14 protein-coding genes and 1 other RNA gene are annotated in these 13,282 nt (G+C 68.6%); 9 read left to right on the plus strand and 6 right to left on the minus strand.

What is annotated here, in order from left to right:
- Nucleotides 1-162: 162 nt before the first annotated feature.
- Complete coding sequence (locus N177_RS14010) at nucleotides 163-1,065, plus strand: CHAD domain-containing protein (RefSeq protein WP_023433017.1); 903 nt, start codon at nucleotides 163-165, stop codon at nucleotides 1,063-1,065.
- 46 nt (nucleotides 1,066-1,111) lie between these two features.
- Here N177_RS14010 and N177_RS14015 read toward each other — a convergent pair whose 3' ends face one another.
- The 6 genes from N177_RS14015 to N177_RS14035 form a co-directional block, all read right to left on the minus strand.
- On the minus strand, nucleotides 1,112-1,861 hold the full coding sequence (locus N177_RS14015) for a YebC/PmpR family DNA-binding transcriptional regulator (RefSeq protein WP_040485879.1): 750 nt from the start codon (nucleotides 1,859-1,861) through the stop codon (nucleotides 1,112-1,114).
- Nucleotides 1,862-1,998: 137 nt separating this feature from the next.
- Entirely contained in the window at nucleotides 1,999-2,823 is an 825-nt protein-coding gene (locus N177_RS14020; protein WP_023433019.1) for a TIGR00282 family metallophosphoesterase, read from the minus strand.
- Nucleotides 2,801-3,406, minus strand: coding sequence for a 5-formyltetrahydrofolate cyclo-ligase (locus tag N177_RS14025; RefSeq protein ID WP_023433020.1), 606 nt, complete (start codon nucleotides 3,404-3,406; stop codon nucleotides 2,801-2,803). The genes N177_RS14020 and N177_RS14025 overlap by 23 nt, the downstream gene beginning before the upstream one ends.
- A 27-nt stretch (nucleotides 3,407-3,433) precedes the next feature.
- A non-coding RNA gene (gene ssrS, locus N177_RS21100) (6S RNA) lies at nucleotides 3,434-3,592 on the minus strand.
- A gap of 51 nt (nucleotides 3,593-3,643) precedes the next feature.
- Entirely contained in the window at nucleotides 3,644-4,015 is a 372-nt protein-coding gene (locus tag N177_RS14030; RefSeq protein WP_023433021.1) for a cell division protein ZapA, read from the minus strand.
- A 3-nt stretch (nucleotides 4,016-4,018) separates the two neighbouring features.
- The gene (locus N177_RS14035; protein ID WP_023433022.1) at nucleotides 4,019-4,297 is read right to left on the minus strand and encodes a DUF4164 family protein; all 279 of its coding nucleotides are present in this window, start codon (nucleotides 4,295-4,297) and stop codon (nucleotides 4,019-4,021) included.
- 336 nt (nucleotides 4,298-4,633) lie between these two features.
- Between N177_RS14035 and tkt the strand changes: the two genes are divergently transcribed.
- The 8 genes from tkt to N177_RS14075 all read left to right on the plus strand — a co-directional run bounded on the left by tkt (nucleotide 4,634) and on the right by N177_RS14075 (nucleotide 13,272).
- Nucleotides 4,634-6,649, plus strand: a complete 2,016-nt coding sequence (gene tkt, locus N177_RS14040) for a transketolase (RefSeq protein ID WP_051402398.1) — start codon at nucleotides 4,634-4,636, stop codon at nucleotides 6,647-6,649.
- 55 nt (nucleotides 6,650-6,704) lie between these two features.
- Nucleotides 6,705-7,715: a type I glyceraldehyde-3-phosphate dehydrogenase gene (gene gap, locus N177_RS14045; RefSeq protein WP_023433025.1), complete on the plus strand. Its 1,011-nt coding sequence runs from the start codon at nucleotides 6,705-6,707 to the stop codon at nucleotides 7,713-7,715.
- 15 nt (nucleotides 7,716-7,730) lie between these two features.
- Nucleotides 7,731-8,927 (plus strand): phosphoglycerate kinase, encoded by a 1,197-nt coding sequence (locus N177_RS14050; protein WP_023433026.1) that lies wholly within the window; start codon nucleotides 7,731-7,733, stop codon nucleotides 8,925-8,927.
- Nucleotides 8,928-9,015: 88 nt separating this feature from the next.
- Complete coding sequence (locus N177_RS14055; RefSeq protein WP_040485881.1) at nucleotides 9,016-10,047, plus strand: class I fructose-bisphosphate aldolase; 1,032 nt, start codon at nucleotides 9,016-9,018, stop codon at nucleotides 10,045-10,047.
- 135 nt (nucleotides 10,048-10,182) lie between these two features.
- Nucleotides 10,183-10,815 carry a thiamine phosphate synthase gene (locus N177_RS14060; RefSeq protein WP_023433028.1) on the plus strand — a complete coding sequence of 211 codons (633 nt, stop codon included), beginning with the start codon at nucleotides 10,183-10,185 and terminating at the stop codon, nucleotides 10,813-10,815.
- Nucleotides 10,812-11,747 (plus strand): tetratricopeptide repeat protein, encoded by a 936-nt coding sequence (locus tag N177_RS14065; protein ID WP_023433029.1) that lies wholly within the window; start codon nucleotides 10,812-10,814, stop codon nucleotides 11,745-11,747. Before N177_RS14060 ends, N177_RS14065 begins: the two co-directional genes overlap by 4 nt.
- Nucleotides 11,748-11,883: 136 nt before the next feature.
- On the plus strand, nucleotides 11,884-12,447 hold the full coding sequence (gene efp, locus N177_RS14070; protein WP_023433030.1) for an elongation factor P: 564 nt from the start codon (nucleotides 11,884-11,886) through the stop codon (nucleotides 12,445-12,447).
- 18 nt (nucleotides 12,448-12,465) lie between these two features.
- Nucleotides 12,466-13,272: an inositol monophosphatase family protein gene (locus tag N177_RS14075; protein WP_023433031.1), complete on the plus strand. Its 807-nt coding sequence runs from the start codon at nucleotides 12,466-12,468 to the stop codon at nucleotides 13,270-13,272.
- The last annotated feature ends 10 nt before the right edge of the window (nucleotides 13,273-13,282 follow it).

A 13,282-nucleotide genomic window follows, 5' to 3' on the forward strand; every position in this document is an offset into this window, starting at 1 on the left:
CGGTATGTAGCAACGCCGATCACGAAATGCAAACCCCTCCTGTGCATAACAGGCATCGAAATCGACATATCTTCGACATCGCCCTGTCACCGACTTCTGTGCATCGCTCATCGCCAGGCCAACGGCCATGCGTCGGCCGGCTCCCTGCAGGAAAGGAACCGCATGGCACCCCGACTGAAGATCGACGGCCCGCTCGGGAAAGGGCTGAAGAAGGTTCTGACGAAGCGCCTGGAGAAGGCGCAGCGGCTCCTCGACTCGGCGGATGAGGACCTCGAGACGGCGGTGCACGACGTGCGCAAGGAGTTCAAGGCGCTGCGCAGCCTCTCCCGCATGATCAGGCATCTTGTCGAGAAGGACGACTACAAGCGCCTGAACACGCATCTGCGCGATGCCTCGCGCGAGCTGTCGAGCCTTCGCGACGTTCACGCCCTCTCCGAAGCGGTGGAGGTCCTGATCGGTGAAACGGGCGTGGCCGCGGACGAAAGGGAGCCTTTGCGGCGCATGGCCGCCTCGTCCGCCACGACGCACGACGAGGCCGATCCCGCCCGCGTCCAGAGCGCTCTCCGGCAGGCAAGGGCGCTGCTCGAGCCGCTGCCGCATCTCGTGCGGAGCCTGGACCTGCCGCAGCACGATCCGCACCCCTACGTGGAGGGCCTCGGGCGCAGCTACCGCGAGGCGCGGGACGCCCTCGCCCACGGCTTCGACACCCACGAGCCGGAGGATCTCCACGAGGCGCGCAAGCGGGTGATCAACTGGCGCTACCAGCTCGACCTCGTGGCGCTTATCTGGCATCCCGTCCTCAAGGCGGAGGTGAGCGAGTTGCAGGCGCTGCGCGAGCATCTCGGCCAGCACAACGACGTCGTGATGCTTCAGGGCGCCCTGGAAAGCGACGCGGGAGCATGGGCGGAGCTCGAGGCGCGCCAGGCGTGGATCGACCGCGCCCACGGCGTCAGGTCGAAGCTCGTGGAGCGGTCGGAACACGCGGCCGCGCTGCTCTTCAACGACCCCCCCAAGAGGCGCGCGGCCCGTCTCGAGGGCCTCTGGCAGGCGGCGAGGCGGAGTTGACGGGCGGCCGACGACACTCTCCGTCCGCCCCTCGATCCGGATCGCGTCAGGCCGCCGTCAGTCGCTGCAGCACCTCGTCGGACACCTCGAAGTTCGCATAGACGTTCTGGACGTCGTCGTCGTCCTCGAGCGTCCCGATCAACTTCATGATCGACTGGGCCTTGTCCTCGTCGACAGGGGCGGAATTCTGCGGCCGCCACGTGGCCTTCACGCTCTCCGCCTCGCCGAGGCTCTCCTCGAGCGCCTTGGAGACGTCCCCGATGTCCTCGAACGCGCAGGTGACGAGGTGGCGCTCCTCGTCCGACTGCACGTCCTCCGCACCGGCCTCGATCGCAGCCTCCAGGACGGCCTCCGCATCGCCGGCGGAGGCGGGATAGACGATCTCGCCGACATGATCGAACATGAAGGCGACCGAGCCCGTCTCGCCCAAGGCGCCGCCGGACTTCGAGAAATAGGAGCGAACGGCGCTGGCGGTGCGGTTGCGGTTGTCGGTCAGCGCCTCGACGATGACGGCGACGCCGCCGGGCGCATAGCCCTCGTAGCGAATCGCCTCGTAGCTCTCGGCGTCGCCGCCTTCGGCCTTCTTGATGGCGCGCTCTATGTTGTCCTTGGGCATGGACTGCGCCCTGGCGTTCTGGATCGCGAGGCGCAGGCGCGGATTGCCGGCCGGATCACCGCCGCCCATCTTCGCGGCGACCGTGATCTCCTTCGCGAGCTTGGAGAAGAGCTTCGAACGCTTCGCGTCCTGGGCTCCCTTCCGGTACATGATGTTCTTGAACTGTGAATGTCCTGCCATGGCGATCACCTTGCGGCCCCTCGCGAGGAGCCGATCGAAATCCGTCCTGCGGGGCTCTAGCCTGATGGGCGTCGCTTATAGGGTTTCGTCGCCCGAAAATCCACCGCCGCAAGTGCAGGATGGGGGCGGGCCGGCTGTCACGCCTCGCCCCGGCGCGGCGGCATGGCCTGCGACAGACGTCCGCCCACCCTGAGCGGCCAGATCGACTCGGCGAGGCCGGAGGGTCCGAGGTCGACGACGGCGCCCGTGACGGTCGCCTCCCCCGATGCCGGCTCGAAGCGCCCCGACGGCAGGGCCGTCGTGAACCGCCTGAGCGGCTCCTCCTTCTCCATACCGATGACGGAATCGTAGTCGCCGCACATGCCGAGGTCGGTCAGGTAGGCGGTGCCGCCCGGCAGCACCTGGTGGTCGGCGGTCGGCACGTGCGTATGGGTGCCGACGACGAGGCTCGCGCGGCCGTCGAGGAAGTGCCCGACCGCCTGCTTCTCGCTCGTCGCCTCCGCATGGACGTCGACGATCACCGCATCGGCGCCGGCGCCGAGAGGACAGGCGCTCAGCTCCCGCTCGAGGGCGGCGAAGGGATCGTCGAGCGCCTGCATGAAGACCCGCCCCATCACGTTCACGACGAGAACGCGCAGGCCGTTCCGCGCCTCGAACAGGCCGGCGCCCGCCCCGGGTGTGCCGGGGGGGAAGTTCAGCGGCCGCAGAAGCTCCGGCCGCCGGCCGATGAAGACGAGCGTCTCGCGCTGGTCCCACACGTGATTCCCCGTGGTCACGACGTCGGCACCGGCGTCGAGGAGATCGTCGAAGATCTGCTCGTTGATGCCGAATCCTCCGGCCGCGTTCTCCCCGTTCACGGCCACGAAGTCGGGCTCGAGATCGGCGATCAGCCGCGGCAGGGTGTCGAGCACGGCCCTGCGGCCGCTGCGCCCGACGACGTCACCAAGGAAGAGAATGCGCAATGCCGCCTCCCTGGCACCTGACGATGCCCTCGTCGGTGAGCACGCCGTCGAGGCGCTGGTCGTAGCTCTCGCGGGGCACGCGCGGGAACTCCTGCTCGGCGAAGGCGAGCCCGATGGCGAGGATCTTGCGCCTGGACCGCGCCTCCTGGAGCGTGCGGTCGTAGAACCCGCCGCCATAGCCGAGGCGATAGCCTTCCCGGTCGAAGAGAAGAAGCGGCGCGAGGAAGAGGGACGGCTCCACCCGCCCCCTCTCGGGCAGTGGCTGGAGGATGCCGAACGGCCCCGGCTTCATCTCGTCGCCGGGCCGCCACGGCCGGAACGTCAGGGGGTGGCCCTTGCGGCCGACCACCGGCAGCGCGAGACGGCAGCCGAGACGGTCGAGTGCGGCGATCAGCGGCGCGGTGTCGAGTTCGTTGCCGAAGCTCGAGAAGCAGGAGACGACACCGCCACGGGCGAGCCGATGGATCGTCGGCGCGGCCTCTGCGAGCGCTGCCGCCTTTCGCTGCCGCTCGACTGCCGTCAGTCGATCGCGGCGCGCGGCCGCCAGCCGGCGCAGATGCGCCTTCCCACTCGCATCGTTCATGTCAGGCACGTCTTCACAGGAGGAAGGGTCGGAGCCGCGGCGGCCGATGGAGGTTTCGATCCCGGGAACCTACATACGTAGGTGGGCGCCGTTTCCCCAAGTCCACGGACAAGGGAAGGTACAGCTCCCTTTAGGATCGATAAGGCCCCGGGGATGCGTGTCTCCTGTCGCACCGCGCAGCCCCGACTGGATACGCAATGTAGGAGGGTTCGGGGCCTTCCGCCAGAGGCGCGCACGCTATCGCTCCATCTCGCCGGTGGACAAGGCCCGCGTCAGCCGCTCGACCCGCGTCGCGGCGGCCTCGATGACGGCGGAATATCGCCCTTCGAGCTCCTCCGCGCGGCGGACCGCCTCGTCGTTCCCCGCCTCCAGGCGGAGCGTTTCGCGTTCGGCGGCGGCGAGCCGTCTCTTGACCTCGTCGAGCTCGTCTGCGAGCGCGAGCGCCGTCATGATCATCAGCCGCATGTCGCCGATCTCGCCGAACTGGCGGCGGAACTGATCGAGCCTCGCGTCGAGCCCCTCGGCCAGCGCGACGAGCGCCTCCTCCTGGCCCTCGTCACAGCCCATCCGGTAGCTGCGGCCGGCGATGGTGACGTTCACCTGCGGCATCGCCTATCGCTCTCCCAGAAGGCCCTTGATGGTGCCGATCGCGGAGCCGACGCGCTCCTCGGCGTGGCCTGCGGCCGCATCGAGCCGCGCCGCGTGCGCCTGTGCCTTGTCGAGCTGCTGGGCAAGTCTCGAGCGGTCGGCGGTAAGCGTTTCGATCTCCTGCTGGAGTTCGTCCAGCGATGTCCGCGCCGACAGCTCCCGGGCGACCCGGGCTTCGAGCAGGTCGAGGGCCCGGTCAAGCCGCTCCTGCGCGCGCTCCGCCCCGTTCGGTTGCTTCGTCACCCTGCCTCCGACCGGCCCGCCCCCGTCGGCCGCGCCACCGCCGCTGCTGCGGGCCTCACGAAACCGGCCGCGCCACCGCGGCTGGGAATCGCCACCGCCTCAGTGAATTAGGCGGTGACGTTAGACGTCGCCGCGAAGATCGGTCAACCTCCTTGCGGGCCGGAACTTGCGGCTTCCCGAGATTGACTCGGGTCGGCGAGGTGATATTGATCTGCCCGCTCGAACGGCAGACCTATTTCAGGCGCTGGCCGGCACGGTTTCCTTATGGGTCTGGGACGTCGACGCGGGCTCGACGGGCACGTGTCGCGCCGCGGCAGAGCGAAACTCTTCAAAGCGATGACATCCACAATCGAACGGGTCGACCACACCTCGATGGCGAACGCCATCCGCGCCCTTGCGATGGACGCGGTGGAGGCGGCCGGCTCCGGCCACCCCGGCATGCCCATGGGTGCGGCCGACATGGCGACCGTCCTTTTCACCAAGGTGATGAAGTTCGACCCCAAGGAGCCGCATTGGCCAGACCGGGACCGCTTCGTCCTGTCGGCCGGCCACGGCTCGATGCTCCTCTACGCGCTCCTGCATCTCCTCGGCTACGAGGGCATGCCGATCGAGGAGATCAGGAACTTCCGCCAGTGGGGCTCGAAGACGCCCGGCCATCCGGAGGTCAACCACACCCCCGGCGTCGAGACGACGACGGGTCCGCTCGGGCAGGGCCTCGCCACGGCGGTCGGCATGGCGATGGCCGAGCGGTCGCTCAACGCGACCTTCGGCGACGACATCGTCGACCACCACACCTACGTGATCGCGTCGGACGGCGACCTGATGGAGGGGATCAGCCACGAGGCGATCTCGCTCGCCGGGCACCTGAAGCTCAACCGGCTGATCGTCCTCTTCGACGACAACGAGATCTCGATCGACGGCCCGATCAGCCTGTCGGAGAGCGGCGACCAGATCGCCCGTTTCGAGGCGGCGGGCTGGGACACGGTCCGCGTCGACGGGCACGATCCCGACGCGATCCTCGACGCGCTCGAGGCGGCCAAGCGCAGCGACCGGCCGTCGCTGATCGCATGCCGGACGATCATCGGCTACGGCGCACCGAAGAAGCAGGGGACGTCCGGCGCCCACGGCGCGGCGCTCGGCGCCGAGGAGATCGCCGCGACGCGCGAGGCGCTGGGCTGGCCCCACGAGCCCTTCGAGATCCCGACCGACATCCGCGACGCCTGGCGCATCGCCGGGCTGCGCTCCGGCCAGGCCCGCCGGGCGTGGGAGAAGAACCTCGCCGAGCTCGATCGCGAGGCTCGCGCGGAGTTCGAGCGGCGGATCCGCGGCGACGTGACGGTGGCCCTCGCGCCCGCCATCGCCGAGCACAAGCGCCTTCTCGCCGAGACGAAGCCGAAGGTCGCGACCCGCAAGGCGTCGCAGGACGTGCTCGAGGCGATCAACCCCGTGCTGCCCGAGACGATCGGCGGCTCGGCCGACCTCACCGGCTCGAACAACACGAAGACGAAGGGGCTCGAGGTATACGACGCCGGGAACTATGGCGGCCGCTTCGTCCACTACGGCATCCGCGAGCACGGCATGGCCGCCGCGATGAACGGCATGGCGCTGCATGGCGGCGTCATCCCCTACAGCGGCACGTTCCTCGTGTTCTCGGACTACTGCCGGCCCGCCATCCGCCTCTCCGCGATCATGGCGCGCCGGGTGATCTACGTCCTCACCCACGATTCGATCGGCCTCGGCGAAGACGGGCCGACGCATCAGCCGGTCGAGCACCTCGCCGCCCTGCGGGCCATGCCGAACCTTCAGGTCTTCCGTCCCGCGGACGCGACCGAGACGGCGGAATGCTGGCAGCTCGCGCTCGAGACGAAGGACAGGCCCAGCGCGATCGCGCTGACCCGCCAGAACCTGCGGACGCTTCGGACGACCTACGAGGAGCAGAATCTCTGCGCTCGCGGCGCCTACGAGATCGCGCCGGCGGCGGGGGACGCGCGGGTGACGATCTTCGCCTCGGGCTCCGAGGTCGAGATCGGCGTCGACGCCGCGAACGAGCTCCAGAAGCGGGGAATCGCGACACGAGTGGTCTCCGTACCCTCTTTCGAGCTGTTCTTCGCGCAGTCGAAGGAATATCAGAGGTCGCTGACCGAAGGTTGCGAAGTGCGTGTGGGCATCGAGGCCGCCGTGGAGATGGGTTGGCGCCGGCTGATCGGCGAGGACGGCATCTTCATCGGCATGACGGATTTCGGGCAGAGCGCGCCCTACCAGACGCTCTACGAGAAGTTCGGCATCACGGCGCAGGCGGTCGTGGAGGCTGTCGAGGCGCGACTGTCGGAGAAGCGCTCGGAAGAGGAATGAAACGCGGGACCGGTGTCCGCGTTCATCACGCATCGTCGCAGGGAGAACAGGTATCATGGCGGTTAAGGTAGCGATCAACGGCTTCGGGCGGATCGGCCGGCTCGTGCTCAGGGCCATCGTTGAGTCCGGGCGCAACGACATCGAGGTCGTGGCCGTCAACGATCTGGGCCCCATCGAGACGAACGCCCACCTGCTGCGCTACGACAGCGTGCACGGCCGCTTCCCCCACGAGGTGACAGTGTCCGGCGACACGATGGACGCCGGCCGCGGGCCGATCAAGGTGACCTCGATCAAGGATCCCAGGGAGCTCCCGTGGGGCGAGCTCGGGGTCGACGTGGCGCTCGAGTGCACCGGCATCTTCACCGCCAAGGAGAAGGCGGCGCTGCACCTCGAGGCGGGTGCCAAGCGCGTCCTCGTCTCTGCTCCGGCCACCGGCGCCGACATCACCGTCGTCTACGGGGTCAACCATGACGACCTCAAGGCCGAGCACAAGGTCGTCTCGAACGCCTCGTGCACGACGAACTGCCTCGCGCCGGTCGCCAAGGTCCTCAACGATGCGATCGGCATCGAGAAGGGCTTCATGACGACGATTCACTCCTACACCGGCGATCAGCCCGTGCTCGACACCCTGCACAAGGACCTCTACCGCGCCCGCGCCGCGGCCATGTCGATGATCCCCACCTCTACAGGTGCGGCGAAGGCGGTGGGCCTCGTGCTGCCCGAACTGAACGGCAAGCTTGACGGCGTCTCGATCCGCGTGCCGACCCCGAACGTCTCTGTGATCGACTTCAAGTTCGTGGCCAAGCGCGCCACGACGGTCGAGGAGGTCAACGACGTGGTGAAGGGCGCCGCGCAGTCGAACCAGCTCAAGGGCATCCTCGCCTATATCGAGGATCCGCTCGTCTCCTCGGACCTCAACCACGACCCGGCCTCCTCGAGCTTCGCCGGACCGCAGACGAAGGTCATGGAGGGCAACCTCGTGCGGGTCATGTCCTGGTACGACAACGAGTGGGGCTTCTCGAACCGGATGGCCGACACGGCGGTCGCCATGGGCAAGCTCGGCTAGAGAGGCCTTGCCCCCATGGACACGTTCCGCACCATCGACGATCTCGAAGTGGAGGGGCGGCGCGTGGTCCTGCGCGCCGACCTCAACGTGCCCGTCTCCGGCGGGCACGTGACGGACGCGACCCGAGTCGAGCGCGCCGCCGACACGATCAAGGCCCTCGTCGCGCGCGGGGCCTCGGTGGTGGTGCTGTCTCATTTCGGCAGACCGAAGGGCAAGTTCGTCGGCGACATGTCGCTGGAGGTCGTCCTGCCCGCGCTCGAGAGCGCGGTGGGCCAGCCGGTGAAGTTCGTCCGCACCGACTGGACGGACGACGAGGCGGTGCGCGCGGCGCGGCTCCTCCAGCCGCGCGACGTCATGCTGTGCGACAACACGCGCTTCCATCCGGGCGAGGAGAAGAACGACGAAGCCTTCGCTCGGACACTCGCGAGCCTCGGCGACTGTTTCGTGAACGACGCGTTCTCCGCGGCCCATCGCGCGCACTCCTCGACGGAGGGGATAGCGCATCTCCTCCCGTCGGCGGCGGGTGTCACTATGGCGGCGGAGATCGAGGCGCTCGAGAGGGCGCTCGAGCGGCCGGAGCGGCCGGTGATGGCGATCGTCGGGGGAGCCAAGGTGTCGACGAAGATCGACCTCCTCGGAAACCTCGTGGAGAAGGTCGACGCGCTCGTCATCGGCGGCGGCATGGCGAACACCTTCCTCGCGGCCAACGGCCACCCGATCGGCAAGTCGCTGCACGAGGCCGACCGGCTCGACACGGCGCGGGAGATCGAGGCGAAAGCCAGCGAACGCGGCTGCGAGATCGTGCTGCCGGTGGATGTCGTGGCGGCCGGGGCATTCGAGGCGAACGCACCTCACCGCGTGTGCCGGCTCGACGAGGTATCCGGCGAGGAGATGATCCTCGACATCGGCCCCGGCACGATCGACGCGCTGGAGAAGCGGCTCGCCGGCGTGAAGACGGTCGTCTGGAATGGTCCCTTCGGCGCGTTCGAACTCACCCCCTTCGACGCCGGCACCGTCGCCGTGGCGCGGCGCGTGGCGGCGCTCGCCAAGGCGGGAGACCTCGTGGCGGTCGCTGGCGGCGGCGACACGGTTGCCGCCCTGAACGCCGCGGGCGTCAGCGACGACTTCACCTTCGTGTCGACGGCCGGCGGGGCCTTCCTGGAATGGCTCGAGGGCAAGAGCTTGCCGGGCGTCGCCATTCTGAGAAAATGAGGCCGGTAGAGACGCGTTTGACATGCCGCCGTCTGCCTGGTTCGGCGACGGCACGGACGAACTTCAGGAAACGAGCGAGGATCAGGCGATGAGCGAGAAGCTCTCCGACATTGCACAGGCCATGGTGGCGGACGGCAAGGGCATTCTGGCCGCCGACGAGAGCACCGGCACCATCAAGAAGCGTTTCGACTCGATCAGCCTGGAGTCGACGGAAACCGCGCGGCGCGACTATCGCGAGATGCTGTTCGGCGCCGACGAGGCGATGTCGAACTACATCTCCGGCGTGATCCTGTTCGACGAGACGATCCGCCAGAAGGCGGCCGACGGCACGCCCCTCGTCGAGATGATCAGGAAAGCCGGCGCCATCCCCGGCATCAAGGTCGATGCCGGCGCGAAGGACATGGCGCTGTTCCCCGGCGAGAAGGTGACCGAAGGCCTCGACGGCCTCGGCGGCCGCCTGAAGGAATACCACGAGCTCGGCGCCCGCTTCGCGAAGTGGCGCGCCGTCGTCGATATCGCCGACGGGCTGCCGAGCTTCGGCGCCATCCATGCCAATGCGCACGCGCTGGCCCGCTACGCGGCGCTCTGCCAGGTCAACGGCATCGTGCCGATCGTCGAGCCGGAGGTCCTCATGGACGGTCCGGTGGCCTCTCACGACATCGACCGCTGCTACGCAGTGACCGAGTTCACGCTGAAGGAGGTCTTCCAGGAGCTCTACTACGCGAAGGTCGACCTCGAAGGCATGATCCTCAAGCCGAACATGGTCATTGCCGGCAAGAATGCCTCCGCGCAGGCGAGCCCGGAGGAGGTTGCCGAGAAGACGCTGAAGGTCCTCAAGGCCTGCGTCCCGCCCGCCGTGCCGGGCATCGCCTTCCTCTCCGGCGGCCAGTCCGACGAGCAGGCGACGCACCATCTGTCGCTGATGAACGCCGCCGGCCCCCTCCCCTGGAAGCTGACCTTCTCATACGGCCGGGCTCTGCAGGCAGCCGCACTGAAGGCGTGGGGCGGCAAGGCGGAGAACGTCGACGCCGCACGGAAGGCGTTCACCCATCGCGCCAAGATGAACGGCCTCGCGGCGAAGGGCGGCTACAGCAGCGAGCTCGAGCAGCAGGCTGCGTGAGTTCGGGACGGCGATGTGCAGAGGATCCGGTCGGCAGGCGACGCGAGCTTCGTTGACCGGATTTCAACCTTTTGCCCCATTCCGTGATTAGATGTGGCACGTTGAACACGCATCCCATTACGGAAGTGATAGCCGATGAATGACGCGGCGACGCGGCTGGTGCTCGTCACGCCTCGACAGTTCGACCCGCAGACCTTCGCGCCCCGCCTGGCGGCGGCCCTGAAGAGCGCGGACGTGGCGGCCGTCATACTCGACCTCGACACCGAAGATACGCAGGCCTGGCGCACGGCAGCCGAGGTGTTGCGACCGCTCGCCCACGAGGCGGGCGCTCCGCTTCTTCTTCGCAGCCGCGCCGATCTCGTGCGAGAGCTCGGGGTGGACGGGGTGCATGTCAGCGGCGACGCGAAGGCGGTCGCGGCGGCCGGGAAGGCGCTCAAGCCCGACCTGATCGTCGGCGCCGGCGACTGCACGATGCGGCACGCGGCGATGACCATCGGCGAGACATCGCCCGACTATGTCTTCCTCGGCCGCCTCGGCCCGGAGGATGTCGGGGCTGCGCCCTCCCTCGTCGAGTGGTGGATCGAGCTCTTCGAGGTGCCGTGTGTGGCCATGGCGGCGGAGGACTGGGGCGACGTCGACCGGCTCGTGAGAGCCAAGGCCGACTTTATCGCCCTGCGCGATCTCGTATGGGCCGATGCGAAGGGGCCGGAGGCAGCGCTCGAGCGCGCTCGGGCCCTCATGCCCGGGCAGCGCGTCTCCGCTGCATGAATCCGTGGCTCAAGACCGTGTTCGCCGCGGCCGGAGCGGGCGCGCTTCTCGCCGCACCCGCGATGGCCGAGAAGGTGGCGGACGTGCCCTATGCCGCCTACCAGCGCGGCCAGTATCTCACCGCCTTCCGCGAGGCGCTCGAGAGCGCGCAGAAGGGCAATGCGGCCGCGCAGACCCTGCTCGGCGAGCTCTACTGGCGCGGCCTCGGCATCCCGCGGGACAGGAGCCAGGCCGTCTGGTGGTACAGCCAGGCCGCCGTGGCGGGCAACCGTGAGGCGCAGTTCGCCCTGGGTCTTGCGCTCGTTCGGGGCGAAGGCACGACGAAGGACAAGAAGAAGGGCGCCGGCTGGTTCGAAGCCGCCGCCGCGAAGGGGCATGTGGAGGCGCATTACAACCTCGCCCTGCTCTACCTCGAAGGCGACGTGAGGCCGCACGACGTCAAGAAGGCCGCGGAACTGTTCGAATTCGCGGCCGAGCGCAAGCATCCCGAGTCGGAATACAATCTTGCGCAGCTTTATGCAGCCGGATCCGGGGTCGGGCGCGACCTCGCGAAGGCCGCCGAACTTATGCAGCGCGCCGCCGAGCAGAACCTGCCGATCGCGGAAGTCGAGTACGGACTCATGCTTTTTCGCGGTGAGGGCGTCCCCGCCGACGAGGAGCGCGCCGCGGCGATCTTCAGGAGCGCCGCCGAGCGCGGCAACCCCGTCGCGCAGAACCGGCTCGCCCGCCTCTACGCGGAAGGGCGCGGCGTCGAGCGCGATCCGGTCGAAGCCGTGAAGTGGCACTACCTCGCCCGCGACAACGGGGCGAGCGATCCCTGGCTCGACGCCTTCGCGGCCTCGCTCGACGACGAGGTCCGTCGCGACGCACAGGAGCGGGCCGGCAACTGGTTCAACGGCCTGATCGGCGGGCTCGCCGGCGTCGGCTTCTGACCGGGCGGCTTGACCTCGAGGCGTTTGGCCTGCAAATCCCACCGTGGATCGGGCGCGCCCGCGCGGCGCGGCCCGCCGGCGGAGGCGGCCACCGGCGGCACCTTCGACGAACGCCCTCAGAGACAGAATTGCAAAGATGAAGATCAACGGTAACGAAATCCGGCCAGGCAACGTGATCGAGCACGACGGCGGGCTGTGGGTCGCGGTGAAGACGCAGGCCGTGAAGCCCGGCAAGGGCGGCGCGTTCAACCAGGTCGAGCTCAAGAACCTGATCAACGGGACGAAGCTCAACGAGCGGTTCCGCGCCTCCGAGACCGTCGAGCGCGTGCGCCTCGACCAGAAGGACTTCCAGTTCCTCTACGCCGAGGGCGAGAACCTCGTCTTCATGGATTCCGACACCTACGAGCAGCTCGAGCTCGCGAGGGACTGGGTCGGCGAGCGCGCCGCCTTCCTGCAGGATGGCATGGTCGTCACGGTCGAGATGTACGAAGGCAGGCCGATCGGCATCAGCCTTCCGCAGCAGGTGACGCTCGGCGTCGCCGAGGCGGACCCGGTCGTGAAGGGTCAGACGGCCGCATCCTCCTACAAGCCCGCCGTGCTCGAGAACGGCGTGCGCATCCTCGTTCCGCCGTTCGTCGAATCGGGTGAGCGCGTGGTGGTCGACACCGAGGAACTCACCTACGTCCGCCGCGCGGACTGACACGAAAAAAAGAGCATCATGCCCCGTTCCGCACTCATGAACGTCATGGTCGGCGCCGCGCTGAAGGCCGGCCGCGGCCTTGCGCGCGATTTCGGCGAGGTGGCGAACCTCCAGGTTTCCATGAAGGGGCCCGGCGACTTCGTCTCGCAGGCCGACCTCAAGGCCGAGACGGCGCTGCGCAAGGAGCTCGAGCGCGTGCGGCCGGGCTACGGCTTCCTGATGGAGGAGTCGGGCGACTCGCCCGGCACCGACCCGCTCCACCGCTGGATCGTCGACCCGCTCGACGGCACGACGAACTTCCTGCACTCGATCCCGATCTTCGCGATCTCCATCGCCCTCGAGCGGCAGGGCGAGATCGTCGCGGGCGTCATCTACAATCCCGTCATGGACGAGCTCTTCACCGCCGAGCGCGGCTCCGGCGCCTTCCTGAACGACCGGCGGATCCGCGTGGCGCAGCGCCGCGAGCTCGGCCAGTCCGTCGTCACCTGCGGCATTCCGCATCAGGGGCGCGGCCACCGCGGCCAGTTCGTCGCCGACGTGACGCCGATGATGACGCACACGGCCGGCGTGAGGCGCACAGGGTCAGCTGCCCTCGACCTCGCCTGGGTCGCGGCCGGGCGGTTCGACGCCTTCTTCGAGCGCGGCCTCAGCTACTGGGACTTCGCGGCGGGCATGCTTATCGTGACGGAGGCCGGCGGCTACGCCACCGACATCTCCGGCAGCGGCTCGCCCGTGAAGACGGGCAACGTGCTCGCGTCGAACCCGGAGCTCCACCCGCAGCTCGCCCAGGCGCTGAACGCCGCGAAAGCGCCGGCTTCGGCCTAAGCTTTGGACA

The organism is Lutibaculum baratangense AMV1, assembly GCF_000496075.1.
In the GTDB taxonomy this organism is placed as follows: Bacteria; Pseudomonadota; Alphaproteobacteria; order Rhizobiales; family Tepidamorphaceae; genus Lutibaculum; species Lutibaculum baratangense.

What these genes read in the sequence shown, in the direction of transcription:
- N177_RS14010 (WP_023433017.1), top strand. Translation starts at nt 163, where the DNA reads ATGGCACCCCGACTGAAGATCGACGGCCCGCTCGGGAAAGGGCTGAAG.
- efp (WP_023433030.1), top strand. Translation starts at nt 11,884, where the DNA reads ATGAAGATCAACGGTAACGAAATCCGGCCAGGCAACGTGATCGAGCAC.
- N177_RS14065 (WP_023433029.1), top strand. Translation starts at nt 10,812, where the DNA reads ATGAATCCGTGGCTCAAGACCGTGTTCGCCGCGGCCGGAGCGGGCGCG.
- N177_RS14015 (WP_040485879.1), bottom strand. Translation starts at nt 1,861, where the DNA reads ATGGCAGGACATTCACAGTTCAAGAACATCATGTACCGGAAGGGAGCC.
- N177_RS14025 (WP_023433020.1), bottom strand. Translation starts at nt 3,406, where the DNA reads ATGAACGATGCGAGTGGGAAGGCGCATCTGCGCCGGCTGGCGGCCGCG.
- N177_RS14030 (WP_023433021.1), bottom strand. Translation starts at nt 4,015, where the DNA reads ATGCCGCAGGTGAACGTCACCATCGCCGGCCGCAGCTACCGGATGGGC.
- N177_RS14075 (WP_023433031.1), top strand. Translation starts at nt 12,466, where the DNA reads ATGCCCCGTTCCGCACTCATGAACGTCATGGTCGGCGCCGCGCTGAAG.
- tkt (WP_051402398.1), top strand. Translation starts at nt 4,634, where the DNA reads ATGACATCCACAATCGAACGGGTCGACCACACCTCGATGGCGAACGCC.
- N177_RS14055 (WP_040485881.1), top strand. Translation starts at nt 9,016, where the DNA reads ATGAGCGAGAAGCTCTCCGACATTGCACAGGCCATGGTGGCGGACGGC.
- N177_RS14050 (WP_023433026.1), top strand. Translation starts at nt 7,731, where the DNA reads ATGGACACGTTCCGCACCATCGACGATCTCGAAGTGGAGGGGCGGCGC.
- N177_RS14060 (WP_023433028.1), top strand. Translation starts at nt 10,183, where the DNA reads ATGAATGACGCGGCGACGCGGCTGGTGCTCGTCACGCCTCGACAGTTC.
- gap (WP_023433025.1), top strand. Translation starts at nt 6,705, where the DNA reads ATGGCGGTTAAGGTAGCGATCAACGGCTTCGGGCGGATCGGCCGGCTC.